The sequence below is a fragment of the Kitasatospora sp. NPDC041988 genome (genome assembly GCF_055588525.1).
In genome coordinates this window covers 35,390-51,843 of record NZ_JBVJCO010000042.1, presented here as the reverse complement: position 1 = coordinate 51,843, position 16,454 = coordinate 35,390, and the positions used below count along the sequence as shown (strand labels likewise).

Here is a 16,454-nt window from a genome sequence, read left to right as displayed (position 1 = left end):
GTGTCGTCACTCCGCTTCGACGCCGACCTCGATCAGTCCGGTCGCCTCGGCCAGCGCCCGTCCGACCTCCTGCGGCGACGAGCCGACGGCGATGACGTGGCCCAGCCGGTCGTAGGCGCTCCGCGGCGGCCGGACCTCGCGCCCCGGCGTCCCGGTCACCAGGACGCGCTCCACGCCCGGCACCAGCTCGGCCTGCCGGACCCCGTCCACGCCGGTCAGCCGGCCCGGCCGCGGCGCGGTCAGGAACCGCAGGCCGGCCCGGCGTGCGTGGTCGGCCGACAGGTTCAGCGGCAGGCCGGCGGCGGCGCGGATCTGCTGCTCCAGCAGGTCGATGCCGGTGGCCGGGCGGATCAGTTCCGGGATCATGCCGCCGGCCAGCCGTCCGTTGATCTCGATGACGGCCGGGCCGTCGGCGGTCAGCCTGAGCTCGACGTGCGCCGGGCCGCGCTCGAAGCCGACGGCCTTCAGCGCCTGCCGGGCGGTGTCGGCGATCCGTTCGGCCAGCACGTCGTCGATGTCGGCGGGGAAGAGGTGCCCGGTCTCGACGAAGTGCGGCAGCGGGCTGACGGTGCGCTGAGTGACGCCGACGCACCGGGCCTCGCCGTCCACGCCGAACATCTCCGCGCTGAACTCGGGCCCTTCCAGGTACTGTTCGACCAGCACCGCGCCAGGGGTCCGCTGGCCGCGCACGTTGTGGGTGACGGCGAGCAGTTCGGTGGCGTGCGCGGCGGCGGTCACGGCGTCCTCGCACCACAGCACGGACTGCGAGCCGGACTCCCCGACCGGTTTGACCACGCAGGGCAGCCCCACCGCGGCGACGGCGGCCGCGACCAGGGCCGGGTCCGTGACGATCGCGAACCCGGGCTGGGTCACCCCGGCCTCCTGCAGCACGGTGCGGGTCAGCGCCTTGTCGCGGCAGCGGGTCATCGCCTCCGGCGGGTTGCCGGGCGTGCCCAGGGCCGCGGCCGCCCGCGCGGCGTGCTCCAGGTAGAACTCGCTGGTCGTCGTGACGCCCGCCACCCGGCGTCCGGCGCTCACCCCGGCGATGGCCGCGGTCAGCGCGGCCTCGTCGTCGGTGTCGCAGACCACGACCCGGCAGCCGGTGTCGGGCAGTTCCGGGTAGCGCGCCGCGTCCTTGGTGAACAGCACCGGCTCCAGGGCCAGCCGGACGGCGGTCCGCAGCGCGATCATCCCGGTGCCGGTGGTGTTGGACTCGACGAAGAGCAGCAGCCGCCGGTCCCGGCGGGGTATCCGGGCGAACGACCAACTGGAAACCGTGGCACCGTACTCCACCTCCTCCGGGGCCTCGGCGACGACAGCGCTGTCGGGCGCGTCGGCGTAGACGCTGTCCACGTAGCGGTCGCCGCGGTCCGGCATGATCCCGACCAGCCGGGTGCCCGGCTCGGCGCGGGCCGCGAGGTGGGTGAGGACCCGGTAGACCGACCCGGAGGTGTTCCCGCCGAAGATCTTCTGCTCCCGGGCGAGCCGGCGGGTGGCGTCGAAGGCCTCGTCGTCGGACAGCCAGTGCACCTCGTCGAAGACGCGGTAGTCGATGTTCTCCGGGAAGAGGCTGTTGCCGAGCCCGCCCTGCTTGCGGGTCGGGCGGTCCGGCTGGGCGAAGAGCACGCTGCCCACGCAGTCCACGCCCACCACCGAGACGTCGGGCAGGCGTTCCAGCAGCGCCTTCGACGTCCCGCAGAGCGAGCCGCCGCTGCCCACCGCCCCGACCAGGACGTCCACCGACCCCAGGTCGGCGACCAGTTCGCCGGCCAGGCCGCGGTACGCGGCGGGGTTCTGCGGGTTGCTGTACTGGCGCGGCCAGAACGCGCCGGGCAGGCAGGCCATCAACTCGGCCAGGCGCTCCAGCCGGGCGCTCTGCCACCCCTGCCCGGTCATCGCCGCCACGACGTGGACCTCGCAGCCCAGGGTGCGCAGCTTGGCCAGGGTGATGGGGTCGATGCGCGGGTCGGTGACGATGTGCACGGGGTGGCCGAGGTACGTGCCGACCAGGGCCACCCCGAGCGCCATCGTGCCCGAGGAGCTCTCCACGATCGGCCCGCCCTCGGCCAGCGCGCCGGTACGCCGGGCTTCGAGGATCACCTGCCGGGCCACCCGGTCCTTCATCGCGAAGAGGTTCTGCATCTCCAGTTTGGCGAAGACCTCGACGCCTTCGGGGGCGTCCACCCGCAGCCGCACCGCCGGGGTGTGGCCGATGCCGTCGATGACCGATTCCTGCCGCATGTGTGTACGTCCTTAGGAGGTGTGGGAATGCCCTTGCCGGGAGGGTCGGGGGAGGGTCCGGAACAGCAACGTGTCGTCGCCCAGGGCCTCGCAGGCCGCGTGCGCCTCGGCCACCTTGCGGGCGTGGTCCGGGTCCGCGTCGTCGAACAGCAGGCCCAGCATGGTGCCGCTGTGTGCGCACACCACGCCGAGCGCCCCGGTCCGCCCCGCGATGGCCAGCATCGCGTCCAGGTGCCGCTTGGGTGCGAACCGCTGGTTGAGGACGGCGCTGCGGGTGGTCACCCGGCCCACGGCGGCGAGGTCCCCGGCGCGCACGGCCGCGGTCAGGGTGTCCAGCAGTCCGGTGAACTCGGCGGTGTCGGCCGGCGAGTAGCGCTTGGGGCGCTTGTTGAAGGCGACGGTGTCCAGGTGGCCGCCCTCGTCCACCGCCACCACGGTGGCCGGCGCCAGCCCGCCGAGGGCCTCGCGCAGCCGCACTTCGCGGTGCTCGAAGACGACGACGCCCGGGTGCATCACCCCGTCGGTCGGCTCGATCGGGCGCAGCCAGTGCTCCACCGCCGCCGGGCCGGTGTCCAGTCCCAGCGCGCCGCCGACCGCGCGCGCGGTGGCGACCAGGTCGGCTGAGGAGCTGGCCAGTCCCTTGCCGATGAGCAGGTCGCTGTCCAGGATCAGGGTCCCGCCGCCACCGGGCTGGTGGGCCGTCAGCATGGCCTCGGCCAGCCGCAGGGACTTCTTCTTGTGGGCGGGGAAGACCCGCAGCGGACCGGCCCGGTCGAAGCGGAACCAGGCCCGGGAGCGGAGCGTGATCGGCAGGGTGACGAGGAAGTCCGTGCCGTCGGGCAGCCGTCCCTGGAGCAGTTCGCCGAAGGTGCCGGAGGCGTCGGCCCGGCCGCTGCGCAGGTCCGCGCCCGGGCGGCGGGTGATGAGGCTGGGGCCGGTCACGGGGTGCCCGCCGGGGTGCGCTCGGCGGTGTCCTCGACGGCCAGCAGGGCGTCGACGCGCGCCGCGGCGACGCTCGCCGCCTCGTCGCGCAGCCGCCACTGCCCGGACACCTCGTGGTAGCCGCGTTCCTGCGCGGCGAGCATGGCGTGGACGGCATCGGGGTGCGTCGACCCCGCGGAGTGCTTGACCCGGACGGCCTTGTCGGCGTCGAAGGCGCCGGACAGCAGTTCGGCGGGTTCGGGCACCCGGTGGCCGTGCTCCTCGGCGATCGCCGCGAGCAGCGGGCCGTCGGGGGTGGCCGCGGTCAGGTTCTCGGCGATGGCGGCCCTGACGTAGGCTCCGGCGATCACCTGCGCCGTCCGCCAGGGGACGCCGGCCTCCAGGGTCAGCAGGTTCGCGAGGGTGAAGGCGCCGAGGAAGTCCCCCTCGCAGGCCTCGCGCATGCGGTCGGTCCGGAACGTGGCGGTGGCGAGGGTGGTGTGGGCCAGCCGCAGGGCCGAGCGCAGCGCGGCGAACTGGGCCTGGAGGTGCCGCCCGGCCTCCTTGGAGACCTCGACGCTGTTGGCGTACGGGGTGCCGTGCTGGGCGAAGGCGAGCTGGGTCGCGCAGCCGACGACGTGCGAGCAGCGGCCGCGGATCCTTTCCAGGACCGGGAAGTTGCGCTTCTGCGGCATCGCGGCCGAGATCCCGGCCAGCGCGTCGGGGAAGTCCACGAACCCGAACCCGGCGCCGCTCCACGTCATCAGGTCGGTGGTGAACCGGCTGAGGAGCACGGCGAAGTTCGACAGCTCGGACGCGACCGCGAGGGCCCAGGACCGGGACGCCACCGACACGAGGGCGTGCGGCTGCGGCTGCCGGAAGCCCAGCAGTCCGGCCATCCGCTCGCGGTCCCAGGGCAGTTCCTGGCCGGCCATGCTGCCCGCGCCGAGCGGCGAGCGGTCGATCTGGTCGTAGGTGGTCAGCAGGCGCCGGGCCGCGCCGAGGGTCTCCTCGGAGAGCGCCGAGAGGTAGAAGGCGGGTGTGATGGTCTGCGCGGCCTGCGCGTGGGTGTAGCCGGGCATCGGACTGTCCGGCAGTTCGGCGGCTCGCGCCGCCGCCGTGCGTCCCAGGGCGACGAGGTCCCCGGCGAGGGCACGGACGTTCTCCCGGCAGGACAACAGCTGGCCGCAGGCCTGGAAGTCGTTGCGGCTGCGGTCCACGTGCCAGGCCGCGAACGGGGCGGTGCCGCCGCGGGCCACGTGGCGTTCCATGGCGAAGAAGATGTCCGACATGTTGTCCCGCGGGTCCGCCCGGATCAGCTCGGGGGTCAGCTCGTCGAGCCGTCCGGCGATCGCGGCCGCCCCCTCCGGGTCGACCAGGCCCATCCTGCGGTACTCCAGCAGCAGCACCTTCTCGATGGACACGTAGTGCGGCAACAGCGCTTCGGCCTCGTAGCCGAACTGCGGGGCCAGCACCTCCTCGTCCCAGACCTCGCTGGGCACGCCGTCGATCCGGCCGGTCACTGCCATGTCTCTCCCTCGGGGTCGGTCTGGTTCTCCCGGCGCGTCGCGGCGTGCCGCTCCAGTTCGGCGGCGAGCCGTGCGACGGTCGGGTTCGAGAAGAAGGCGTCGACGGTGGTCTCGACGCGGTGGTCGGACGACAGCCGGGCGAGCAGGCGCAGCGCCTGCAGCGAGTGGCCGCCGACGGCGAAGAAGTCGTCGTCGACGCCCACCCGGTCGACGCCGAGGACGTCGGCCCAGGCGCGGGCCACCAGTTCCTCGGCGGCGGTGCGCGGCGGCACGTGGCCGGGCCGTGGGACCGGGGCGGCACCCCCCGCGGGCCCCGGGCCGGCCGGGAGCCGGGACAGCGGTGTCGCCGGGTCGGCGAGGGCCACCGTGAGCACCGCCGCGTAGTCGGAGAGCAGCCCTTCGGCGGTCTCCCGTCCGAACAGGGCGGTGTTGTACTCAAGGCGGGCCGTCGTGCCGGACACCTCCAGCAGCAGGTCGTCCTCGGCCGCGGTGGACGGGGGCCCGAAGCCCTCGGCCGCCGTGACGTTGAACGCCAGCTGGTAGAGCGGGGGCAGACCGGGGCCGCGCTGCGGTGCGAGCTGCTCGACCACGGTCTGGAACGGCATCTCCTGGTGGTCGCGGGCCGCCCGCCACACCGCCCGGACGCGTTCGACGAGCCCGGCGTACGAGGGGTCGCCCGAGGCGTCCACCCGGAGCACCACCATGTTCACGAAGGTGCCGACGAGGGGCAGCAGTTCGGGGCGGTCCCGGCCGGAGAGCGGCACCCCGAGGACGATGTCGTCCCGGCCGGAGCGCCGGTGGACCAGGGCCGCGTACCCGGCGAGCAGGACTTCGAACGGCGTGACCCCGTACCGGCCGGCGGCCTCCGCGACCGCGGACGCCGTGCCGGCCGGGAGTTCGGCCCGGAGCTCCGCGCCGGCGAAGGACCGCCGGGCCGGCCGCGGCAGGTCCAGCGGAAGGCCGTGCGCGGGTGGCAGACCGGCAAGCTGCGCCCGCCAGTAGCCGGCCAGCGCGGCGATCTCGGCACCGTCGAGCCGCTCGCGCTGCTGCCGCGCGTAGTCGCCGTAGGAGAGCGGGAGTCGGGGGACGTGCGGCGGCCGGTCCTGTTCGAACGCCGCGCAGAACTCGGTGATCTCGGCGTGGAGGTTGAAGAGTGACGGTGCGTCGCAGACGGCGTGGTGGGCGACGAACAGCAACCGCCAGCGCCCGGCGCCGAGCTTGACCAGGCCCGCGCGCCACAGCGGTGCGCGGGAGAGGTCGAAGGCGGTGTGCTTCAGCCGGTCGGCGAGGGTCTCGCGATCCTCGCGCTGCTTCTCCTCGGTGTGGCCGGACAGGTCGACGGCCTCAAGATCGAGGTCGACGCGGTCGTGGACGACCGCGGTCAGCGCGCCGTCCACGACCCGGAACCCGGTGCGCAGCGCCTCGTGCCGGTCCACCACGGCGGCCAGTGCCGCCCGGATCTGCCGCTCGGAGACGTCCCCGTGCAGCGGCCACTGGTCCGCGACGTGGTACAGCGCGGTGTCGGCGGCGAACCGGCTGGCCAGCCAGGCGCGTTCCTGCGCGAAGGAGGCGGCGGTCATCCGGCCTCACCGCCGGGCAGGACGTGGCCGGCGAGCCGGACCGGGTTGCCGAGGACGACGGCTACCTCCCGGGGGCCCTCGTACGGCTCCCGGCTGTGGGCCATCCGGATGTTGTCGACGACCAGGACGTCGCCGTCCCGCCAGGACTCGCCGAAGGCGGCCGCGTCGTAGACCGCGTTGACGGCCTCGACGGTGTCGGCGCCGATCGGGGTGGTGTCGCCGTGGGCCGTGGTGAACGGCAGACCGGCCGGCCCGTACTGGTCGAGCAGGTACTCGCGGATCGCCGGGTCCATGGTCAGTTCGTTGAGGAAGGCGATCTGGTTGAACCAGCCGGGCACGCCGGTGCGGGGGTGGGCGACGACGGCGGCCCGGCGCTGCGCGGTGCGCAGCCGGCCGTCGTCGAACCACTCGTGCCGGATGCCCTCGGCCGCGCAGTAGGCGTCGACCAGGGCCCGGTCGTCGGTGCCGAAGGCGTCGGTCCACGGCACGCCGACGTCCTGGTAGGTGCGCAGCAGCAGCCAGCCGTGCCGACGGAACGGCTCGACCAGGTCCGGGGGGAGGCTGCGCAGCACCTGCTGGGAGTCGGCGAGCATCGTCCGGCCGCCGCGGTCCGGGGCGGTCAGGCACCCGAACACCAGCAGGCCGGGGACCTCGGCGGCGTAACTCTGCTCGTGGTGCATGCACATCGGGGCGTCCGCGGGCCAGTGCGAGGCCGAGTAGACCGTCTCGCCGTGGCGCTCGCGGGGCGCGAACCCCTCCCGCTCGGCCATCGGCTCGACCCCGAGTGCGGCGGTGACGGCCGCGAGGTCGGCGGCCGAGGCGACGCCCAGGCCGCGCAGGAGGACGGCCCCGGACGCCTCGACCTCGGTGAGGACCTCCGCGCGGTGCTCGGCGGCCCATCGCGGGCCGGGGGCGGCTTCGAGCACGCGCAGGCCCGGTGCGGTGCGGGTGGCGGGGGTCATCGCCGCGCCTCCGCGGTCCGGCCGGCCGCCTTGCGGTCGAGGAGTCCGGCCACCTCGGCGACGGTCGGGGTGGCCTTCAGCTCGCCCACCGTCACCGCGCGGTCCAGGGCGATCGCCAGCCGGATCGCGGCCAGCGAGGTGCCGCCGAGCTCGACGAACCGGGAGCCGCGGCCGACCTGGTCGAGCGGCACGTCGAGCAGCTCGGCCCAGAGCCGGGCGACCCGGCGCTCGGTGTCGGTCTCCGGGAGCGCCACGTCGCCGCCGGCGGCCGGCCGGCCCTGTTCCCGGGCCGCGGCGGTCAGCGCCTTCTTGTCGATCTTGCCGTTCGCGGACAGCGGCAGCCGGGCGAGGCGGTGCAGCCGGCCCGGCACCATGTAGTGCGGCAGGACGGCGGCCAGGGCCCGGTCCACGGCCCCGGGCTCCGGGGCGGCGGCGCCGCTGTAGAAACCGACCAGCTGCGGGTCCTCGGCCGAACCCGCGATCACCACGGCGCCGTCCCGGACGCCGGGGACCTGCAGCAGGCGGTTCTCGATCTCGCCGATCTCGATCCGGAAGCCGCTCACCTTCACCTGCGAGTCCCGGCGGCCGAGGTACTCGAACTCGCCGGAGGGCAGCCGGCGGCCGAAGTCGCCGGAGCGGTAGAGCCGTTCGCCCGGCCGGTACGGGTCCGCCCGGTACGCGGCGTCCGTCCGGGCGGCGTCGTTGACGTACCCCCGGCCGACGCACACCCCCGCGAAGACGATCTCCCCCGGCGCCCCGTCGGGGACCATGCGCAGCCGCTCGTCCATCACGTACACGCGGACGTTGCGGGTCGGCGGGCCGAGCGGGACGGACCGGCCGGCCGGCGGGCGGTGCATCACGCCGTGGTTGGTGTCGTCCGAAACCTCGGTCGTGCCGTAGCAGTTGACCAGCGGAATGCCGGGGAAGGCGGCGAACCAGCGGTGCACCAGTTCGGTCTTGAGCGCCTCGCCTGTCACCGCGAGGCAGCGCAGCGACGGCAGGCCGAGACTGTCGCCCTGGAGGGTCTCCAGCACCAGGTCCAGGTAGGAGGGCACCAGCTGGGCCACCTGGACGCCCGCCCGGGTGACGGTCTCCACGAACCGGCGGACGTCGGTGACGGTCTCCTGTCCGATGATCTCCGTCCGGCCGCCGACCAGCAGCGCGCAGAGCAGCTGCCACAGCGAGATGTCGAAGCACTGCGGGGCGGTCTGGGCGATGACGTCGCCCTCGCGGACACCCAGGTCATCGATCTTGGAGTAGAGGTGGTTGAGGAAGCCGGCGTGCTCGCACATCGCGCCCTTGGGCTCGCCGGTCGATCCCGAGGTGAAGTAGATGTACGCCAACTGGTCGGCACGGACGGGCAGTCCGAGGTCCTCCTCAGAGCTGGGGCCGGTCCCGGCCGGCACCTCGGTCAGCAGCGAGACGGTCACCTCCCGCCCCCGCACCGCCTCGTCGAGCTGGGCCACCCCCGGGTCCGCCAGCACCCGGCGGCAGTCACTGCGCTCCAGCACGACGGAGATCCGCTCGGCCGGGAAGGCCGGGTCCAGCGGGAGGTAGCAGCCGCCCGCCTTGAAGATCGCGATCACCGCGGCCATCCACTCCAACGAACGCTCGGCCACCACGGCCACCACGTCCTCGTCGGCCAGCCCCTGCTGCCGCAGCGACCGGGCGATCCGGTTGGCGCGGCGGTTCAGCTCCGCGTACGTCCAGCTCCGCCCGCCCTGCACCGCGGCGACCGCGTCGGGGTGCCGGCGCACCCGCTCCTCGAACAGCTCGTGGAACCGGCGCTCCGGCAGCGGCCGGACCGGACCGGCCGAGGCCGCGAGGGTGGCCGCCAACTCCTCCCCGCCGACCAGGCCCTGCGCGTCGTGCGCCTCGTCCGGGGCGGCGGTCATCCGCTCCAGGACCGTCCGGACGTAGCCCTCGGCACGGTCGGGGCCGATGTGCTCCTGCTCGGCGGCCTCCTTCCGGACCCGCTCGGCCTCGGCCTGCCCGTCCGGGGTGGCCACCCGGGCGATCAGCTCGCGCCAGCTCGCACCGTCGTCGCCGAGCGCGTCGGAGCCGGTCAGCACCGCCGCCACCTTGAACGACGCGGCCAGCCGCACGGTGTCCGGGCCGACCCCGGTCCCGGCCGCCAGGGCCGCGATCGCCGCTTCGCCGTTCGTCATGATTGCTCACCTTCCAGTTCGTTCCGTCGTGCCGGCAGGGGCCAGGGCAGCCGCGCACGATCACGTTTGTTGGTGGCGGTGCGCGGCAGATCGGCCAGCACCGCGATCAGGTCGGGCACCGCGGGGGCCGGCAGCCGCGCCGCGACGAGCCGCCGCAGTCCCTCCCCGGAGACTCCGGCGTCGGCCACCACGTAGCCCACCAGGCAGGGGTCGCCGGACGCGGTGGTGCGGACGGCCGCGGCGGCCTCCCGCACCCCGGCCTGCTGCTCCAGCACCGCCTCGACCTCGTCCAGCTCGACCCGGTTCCCGCGGATCTTCACCTGGTTGCCGGTCCGGCCGGTGAACGCCAGAGTGCCGTCGGCCCGCACGTACCCGCGGTCGCCGGTGCGGTACAGCGTCCGGCCGGGCCGCCAGGGGTCGGGCAGGTACGCCGAGGCCGTCTCGGCGGGCCGGCGGTGGTAGGAGCCGGCCAGGAACCCGCTGCGCAGGTGGATCTCGCCGGGCACCCCGGCCGGGCACGGCCGGCCGAGGCCGTCGAGGACGAGCACCTCCCGCCCCGGGATCGCCCCGCCGATCGGCACGGTGGCCGGGAACGCCCCGCCCGGGGGCAGTTCGTGGTGGGTGGCGAGGATGCACTCGGTGGGCCCGTACAGGTTGTGCAGCCCCGGCCGCACCGCCCGGTGCGCCCAGGCCTCGGCCAGGTCCACCGGGAACACCTCACCGGCGACCAGGACGTGCCGCAGGTCCGGCAGTTCGCCGCCCTGCGCGTCCAGCGCCTCGGTGAGCAGCCGGAAGAACGACGGCACGGTCTGGATCTGCCCGATCCGCTCCCCCCGCAGCCAGCGCACCACCGAGACCGGATCGCGCCGCGCCGCGGCGGGCGGCAGGCAGAGCGCGGCGCCGGCGGTGAGCGCCGCGAAGATCTCGGTGTACGCGGCGTCGTAGGTGAGCGGCGCCCACTGGGCGACCCGGCTCTCCGGTCCGATCCCGAACCGCTCCCGCTGCCACTCGGCGAACTGCGCGAACGCGGCCCGCGACAGCGCGATCCCCTTGGGCGTGCCGGTGCTCCCCGAGGTGTGCACGATGCACAGCGGGTGGTCGGCGACCGGCGGGGCCGGGAAGCAGACGTGCTCCCCCGGCGAGTCGTCCCCCGGGGCGGGCCCCAGCGGAAGCACCGGCAGGCCCGCGAGCCGGCCGTCCGGTCCGAGCAGCGCGGGGTGCGCCGCGGCGGCGGCCTCGTCGGCCAGCACGCAGACCGCCCCGGTGCCGGCCAGGATGTCGCGGAGGCGGGCGTCCGGGTCGGCGGGGTTCAGACAGGTGAAGGTCGCGCCGGTGCGCATCGCGCCGAGGACGGCCGCGATCTGGCCGGCACCGCCGCTCAGCAGGAGCGCCACCACCTGCCCGGGGCCCGCGCCGTGGCCGGCCAGGGCGCGGGCGATCCGGCAGCTCCACCGGTCGAGCCCGCCGTAGTCGAGCGTGCCCTCCGGGGAGCGCACCGCGACCGCCTCGGGGGCTTCCCGCACCCGCGCCGCGAACTCCTCGTCCAGGAAGGCCAGGTAGTCGCGGTACGGCCGGGTGGTGGCGGGGGCGGGTGCCGGGTAGGGCGCAGGGCGGCCGGAGAGGTCGAGTTCGGCCAGGGGCCGGTCGGGGGTGTCGAGCCCGAACCGCAACGCCCGGACGAGGTGGCCGGCGAAGCCGTCGGCCGTCACCCGGCCGGGCAGCGCCCCGGTGAGGGCGACGGTGAACTCGTCCGGCCCGGTCACGGCCAGGGTCAGCCGGCCCTGCGGGTCGGGCGGGGAGTCGACGGTCACCTCGGCCGCGATGCCCGGCAGGTCCAGGACCGCGGCCGGGAGGTCGTGCCCCGCGAACACCGCGCGGATCGGGAAGGCCGGTCCGTCCGTGCCGGCCTCCGGTGCCGTACGCACCATGGCGCCCAGTTGAGCGGGCGTCAGGGCGCCGGAGAGGTCCAGCCGGATCACCCGGTGCGCCGGGCCGTCCGGCACGGTCACCACGGCCTCGTCCGTCCCGGCGTACCTGGCGAGCACCGCGGCGAAGGCGGCGAGCACCCGCTCGGCCGCGGCACCGCCGGGCTCCCCGGGCAGCTTGCGGGACGCCCGCTCGCCCGGGAACCAGGCGCCCGGCAGGGGGCCGGTCGCGGGCGGCGGCGCCGGTGTGTCCGGAGTCCGCGCGCGGTAGGCGGCGCCGAGGTCCCGGGTCAGCCGCGCGAGCGACCACTCGTCGGCCCGCTCCCGGTCCACCACGAGCAGGAGTTCGTACGCCCCGGCGCCCAGCCCGGCGAGGCAGGCCCGCAGCCGGGGGCGGCCGGCGGCCCCGACCGGCCGGGCGGCCTCGTCGGCCACCAGGTCGGCGAGGACGCGACGCTGCTGCTCCCCGGCGGACCGCGAGAGGTCGATGACCCTCAGCCGGACCCGGCCCGGCCGCTCCCCCGCCGCCTTGAGCTCCGGATGCGCGGCCACGAGGTCGCCGACGGCGGCCGACAGCGCGGTGACGTCCAACTCCCCTGTCAGGCGGGCGCGGAGCACGGCGTTCGCGGGCAGGGCCGCTGCGGGAGCGCTCACGACCCGCTCCGCGCCATGCGGTCCGTCACGACCGAGGCGAGCCCGGCGACGGTGGGGTCCTGGAGGAACGCGCGCAGCGGGAGGTCCACCTGGTACTCGTAGCGGACCCGGTCCATCAGCCGCGCGATCGCCAGGGAGTCGCCGCCGAGCAGGGTGAAGTCGTCGTCGCGGTTGACGCCCGCCAGGCCGAGGATCTCGCTCCAGATCGCGGCGATCCGCGTCTCCGCCGGCCCCTGCGGCGGTTCCGTGGCCTCCGCCGTCCGCCGCAGCGGGACCAGCGGCAGGGAGCGGCGCTCCACCTTGCCGTTGAGCGTCCGGGGGATCGCCGCCATGCGGACGAACACCGAGGGCACCAGGCCGGGTGCGAGCAGCTGCGCGGCGTGCGCGCGCAGCTCGGCGTCGGAGAGGTCCGGGGCCACCACGTAGGCGACCAGGGCGGTCGACACGTCCTCCGTGACCGCCGCCGCGCAGACGTCCTGCACGCCGGGGCGGGTGCGCAGGGCGTTCTCGACCTCACCGAGGTCGACGCGCACACCGTGGACCTTGACCTGCTGGTCGCGGCGGCCGTACAGCTCCAGTGCCCCGTCGGGCCGGAACCTGCCGAGGTCGCCGGTGCGGTAGGTGGTGGCCGTGCCGCGCCACTCGTCCGCGCCGAGGTAGCCGAGGAGCGGGAACGGGACCTCCAGCTCGACCTCGCCGAGCGCGTCCTGCGGATCGCCGGGCCCGGTCAGCACCCGGGCCGCCACGCCGGGCAGCGGCCGGCCGACCGGCACCAGCCGGGCGTGGGCGTCCTCCTCCGTCGTCCGGTGGAAGAACTTCGTCATGGTCGTCTCGGACGGCCCGTACAGGTTGACCAGCTCCTTGCCGCCGCCGAACAGGCCGCGCCACCACGAGACGTCCGCGGGGTGGAGCTGCTCGCCCGCGAGCAGCACGGCGCGCAGGGCCGGGAAGGAGCCGGGGGTCAGGGCGGCGGAGCGCAGCGTGCGGAAGAGGGTCGGCACGCAGTGCAGGACCTCGACCTCGTTCTCGGTGAGCCAGCGCGCGAGGCCCTCGCCGACCGGCGTCTCGGCGGCCGGGTTCACGCAGACGGTGCCGCCCGCGCACAGCGGGGTGAAGGCGTCGCGCAGGAACGCGTCGAAGCCCGGGGAGGTCAGCTGGGAGACCTTGGTGCCCTCGCCGATCCCGAACTCGGCGATCTCCCAGTCGACGAAGTGGTGGACGGCCCGGAGGCTGCCGCGGATGCCCTTCGGGCGCCCGGTCGTCCCCGAGGTGAAGTAGACGTATCCGCGGTCCTCCGGGGCGGCCCGCTGCCAGGCCTCGGCGGACCACTCGCGGGGCTCCAGCGTCTCGGGGCGGACGAACCCGGTGCCGTCGGGCAGTTCGCGCCCCGCGAGCGCCTCGCGGCTCGCGGCGTCGGCGACGACCGCGCCCGGACGGAGGGCGGCGAGCACGCCGTCCAGCACGGCGGCGGGCAGCCTGGGGTCGACCGGTGCGAAGGTGCGGCCGGCGGCCATGCAGCCGAGGACGGCCGCGATCACCTCGACCGGGTCGGCGCAGGAGAGCAGGACCGGGTCGGTGGGCCTGCCGATCCGCTCGAACGCGGCCTGGTAGCCGGCGACACGGCCCGCGAGATCCCGGTAACTCACCTCTCGGGGGCCCGACTTGACGGCACAGCGGGAGCTGTCGCGGGCCAGGCTGTCCGCCCATCGCCTCAGAACCGTCGGCGTTGTCATATCAATCCATCCCTGATTCGCTGTGCGATGACGGTCATCGGGTCGATGCTGGGCAGGTGCCGGGTCAGCCCGCGGGCCTCGATCGCCCGGGTCACCAGGTGCAGTTCGGTGCATCCGGCGACGAACGCGGCGGCCTGGTACTTCGGCAGGAGTCCGCGGACGAAGTCGATCGTCGCGAGCCGGTCGCCGTTGCGCTTGAGACGGTAGACGTGGCGGTGCAGCTGCTCCTGGTCCTCGTCGTCGGGCAGGACCAGGCGGTGCGCGAACTCGGGCCAGCGCTCGTGGTCGGTGAAGACCCCGGCGAGGACGCTGCCCCGGGTGCACAGCACCAGGTGTCGGCCGGGGCGTTCGGTGAGCTGCTCGAAGACGAGGTCCACCAGGGAGACGCAGCGGGAGCGCAGCCGCTCCGGCAGCAGCCGGATCGCGGGGTGCGCGGTGATGCAGGCCACCACGACGCCGTCGGCGCCGGCGGTGAGCAGGCGGTCGACCGAGTACTCCAGCGCCTCCCGGACGAGGTCGACCGTTCCGGACTGGATGGCCGTGGTCCGGTCGGCCACGGCCGGGTCGGACCACAGCAGGATCCGCGCGGCGAGCTGCTCGTGCTCGGGCGGTTCGAGTCCGTACACCGTGTTGAGCAGCTCGGTGGAGGCCAGCGGGCCCATTCCGCCGATCACGCCGATCAGCGGCTTGCGGGTGCCGGGCTCCCCGGTGCGCGCGGGGGCGTCGGCCGGGAACGGCCGCACGGCGGCCTTCGGGTGCGTGGTGACGCGTTCTCTGATCATCCCAGGCACGGCAGGTCGAACTCCTCCAGGAAGATCGCGAAGGTCGCGATGACGAGCAGGTAGTCCGTGTCCAGGTGCGGGTGCACGGTGCGGGCCCCCGACGTCTGTCGGCGGATCAGCTCCGCGACGACGGCCGGGTCGAAGTAGCCCTGCCGGCGCACGGTCGAGGGCGAGAGCAGGTCGTTGAACCAGTCGTCGCCGGCCAGCAGCAGCTCGGTGCTGGTCTGGCTGCGGAAGCCGAACTTGCGGCGGTCCAGGACTTCGTGCGGGACGAGACCCTCGGCCGCGCGGCGCAGTACGGCCTTCTCCCGGCCGTCGGCCGTCATCAGGGACGGCGGGATCGCGGTCGCGTGCCGGACGACGTCCCTGGCCAGGAACGGGAAGCGCATCTCGACGGAGCTGGCCATGGCCATCCGGTCGCCGTGGTCGCCGAGCAGGTGGTCGGCGAGCCGCAGGTGGAAGTCGAGGTAGGAGCGCTGGTGCAGCGGGTGGCGCCCGATCAGGCGCTCCGGTTCGACGAGGCGTTGGGAGGTCACCGAGAAGCCGTCGAACTCCTCGGCCAGCGGGCCGCTGTAGAGCTGGCGGCGCAGGTCGTGGGCGGGGAGCTGGTCGGTCTCGTACCGCAGGTCCAGGCCCCACATCCGGTGGGCGGCCTCGCGTTCGAGCTGCTCCTCCAGGAGGTGGCCCGGCCCGCGGTCCGGGCCGCCCGTGTCGAGCAGGTAACCCGGGTAGCCGCCGAACAGCTCGTCGGCGCCCTCGCCGCTGAGCACCGCGACCGTGCCGGTGGCGCGGACCCTGCGGGCCAGCAGCATCGAGCAGACGTTGTAGGACTCCTTCACCGGGGTCTCGGCGTGCCGGACCATGCTGCTGAGCAGGCCGGCGGTGTCCGCTGCGTCCACCGGCACCTCGTGGTGCCGGGTGCCGATCTTGCCGGCCACCAGCCGCTGGTAGCGCGCCTCGTCGATGCTGCTGCCGGGGAAGGTCACCGCGTAGCTGGGCCACGGGTGGTCGGGTCGCTCGGCGGCCATCAGCCCGCCGATCAGGCTGGAGTCCAGGCCGCCGCTGAGGTACATCCCGACGGGGACGTCCGCGACCGACCGGGAGCGGACGGCGGCCTCGAGCACGGACCTGGTCCGGTCGGCGTACCCGTCGAACACGCGCGGATCGCCGAGCGCGGCGGCGTCCCGGTGGCGCGCCTCGTCGTCCCAGAGCGGGTAGTCGAGGTCCCAGTAGCGCTCGGTGCGGTGTCCCGAGCGGTCGGCGACGAGCCGCTCGCCGGGGCGCAGCGACCGGATGCCCTCGAACATCGTCCGGGGGCTCACCAGTCCGGGCAGCGAGAGCACCTGGTCGAGCCCTCGCAGGTCGACCCGGCGTTCCACCAGCGGGTGCCGGAGAAGGCTCTTGATCTCCGAGGCGAAGATGATCCGGCCGGCCACCACCGTGTAGAACAGCGGGAGAACTCCGCAATGGTCGCGGGCGAGCACCAGGCGGTCCTCGCGCCGGTCGTAGAGGGCGAAGGCGAACTGCCCGTCGAGGTGGTCGGTGAGTTCGGTGCCGTATTCCTCGTAGAGGTGGACGAGCACTTCCGTGTCCGATCCGCCCCGGAATCGGTGGCCTTTTCTCCGGAGTTCTTCCCGAAGGCTCCGGTGGTTGAATATCTCGCCGTTGCACACCGAGACGACCGAGGAATCCGGGGTGCTGTGGGGCTGCCCGCCGCCGGCCAGGTCGACCAGCGACAGGCGGCGGAATCCGGCGGTGAACGCGCCGGTCTCACAGGTGGTGTGCGCGTCTGGTCCCCGGTGCACCAGCGCGTCGGTCATGGCCGTCAGGACTTCGGGGTCCAGGCCGGCCGGGTCGTCGAGTCCGTAAACCCCGGCTATTCCGCACATCGAGTTCAGGCTCCTATCACCCGGTCGCTCACGCGAATCCTGACGGAATCCGCTGCTCCTTCGATATGTC

General features: G+C 74.6%; 10 protein-coding genes. All 10 read right to left on the bottom strand.

Annotation, left to right across the window (positions count from 1 at the left end):
* Nucleotides 1-6: 6 nt before the first annotated feature.
* The 10 genes from ACZ6NC_RS32010 to asnB are packed head-to-tail and all read right to left on the bottom strand — an operon-like array spanning nucleotide 7 to nucleotide 16,384.
* Nucleotides 7-2,241, bottom strand: coding sequence for a pyridoxal-phosphate dependent enzyme (locus tag ACZ6NC_RS32010; protein WP_465737354.1), 2,235 nt, complete (start codon nucleotides 2,239-2,241; stop codon nucleotides 7-9).
* 12 nt (nucleotides 2,242-2,253) lie between these two features.
* Nucleotides 2,254-3,183, bottom strand: a complete 930-nt coding sequence (locus ACZ6NC_RS32005) for a GHMP family kinase ATP-binding protein (protein ID WP_465737353.1) — start codon at nucleotides 3,181-3,183, stop codon at nucleotides 2,254-2,256.
* On the bottom strand, nucleotides 3,180-4,691 hold the full coding sequence (locus ACZ6NC_RS32000) for a lyase family protein (protein ID WP_465737352.1): 1,512 nt from the start codon (nucleotides 4,689-4,691) through the stop codon (nucleotides 3,180-3,182). The genes ACZ6NC_RS32005 and ACZ6NC_RS32000 overlap by 4 nt, the downstream gene beginning before the upstream one ends.
* A complete protein-coding gene (locus ACZ6NC_RS31995; RefSeq protein ID WP_465737351.1) occupies nucleotides 4,682-6,271 on the bottom strand; it encodes a condensation domain-containing protein in 1,590 nt (529 codons plus the stop codon). Before ACZ6NC_RS31995 ends, ACZ6NC_RS32000 begins: the two co-directional genes overlap by 10 nt.
* A complete protein-coding gene (locus tag ACZ6NC_RS31990; protein ID WP_465737350.1) occupies nucleotides 6,268-7,233 on the bottom strand; it encodes a TauD/TfdA family dioxygenase in 966 nt (321 codons plus the stop codon). Before ACZ6NC_RS31990 ends, ACZ6NC_RS31995 begins: the two co-directional genes overlap by 4 nt.
* A complete protein-coding gene (locus ACZ6NC_RS31985) occupies nucleotides 7,230-9,401 on the bottom strand; it encodes a non-ribosomal peptide synthetase (RefSeq protein ID WP_465737349.1) in 2,172 nt (723 codons plus the stop codon). Before ACZ6NC_RS31985 ends, ACZ6NC_RS31990 begins: the two co-directional genes overlap by 4 nt.
* Nucleotides 9,398-11,980, bottom strand: coding sequence for an amino acid adenylation domain-containing protein (locus tag ACZ6NC_RS31980; protein WP_465737348.1), 2,583 nt, complete (start codon nucleotides 11,978-11,980; stop codon nucleotides 9,398-9,400). The genes ACZ6NC_RS31985 and ACZ6NC_RS31980 overlap by 4 nt, the downstream gene beginning before the upstream one ends.
* Nucleotides 11,977-13,713 (bottom strand): non-ribosomal peptide synthetase, encoded by a 1,737-nt coding sequence (locus tag ACZ6NC_RS31975; protein WP_465737347.1) that lies wholly within the window; start codon nucleotides 13,711-13,713, stop codon nucleotides 11,977-11,979. Before ACZ6NC_RS31975 ends, ACZ6NC_RS31980 begins: the two co-directional genes overlap by 4 nt.
* Nucleotides 13,710-14,495 (bottom strand): aspartate/glutamate racemase family protein, encoded by a 786-nt coding sequence (locus ACZ6NC_RS31970; RefSeq protein WP_465737346.1) that lies wholly within the window; start codon nucleotides 14,493-14,495, stop codon nucleotides 13,710-13,712. The genes ACZ6NC_RS31975 and ACZ6NC_RS31970 overlap by 4 nt, the downstream gene beginning before the upstream one ends.
* The gene (gene asnB, locus ACZ6NC_RS31965) at nucleotides 14,492-16,384 is read right to left on the bottom strand and encodes an asparagine synthase (glutamine-hydrolyzing) (protein ID WP_465737345.1); all 1,893 of its coding nucleotides are present in this window, start codon (nucleotides 16,382-16,384) and stop codon (nucleotides 14,492-14,494) included. The genes ACZ6NC_RS31970 and asnB overlap by 4 nt, the downstream gene beginning before the upstream one ends.
* Between the last annotated feature and the right edge of the window lie 70 nt (nucleotides 16,385-16,454).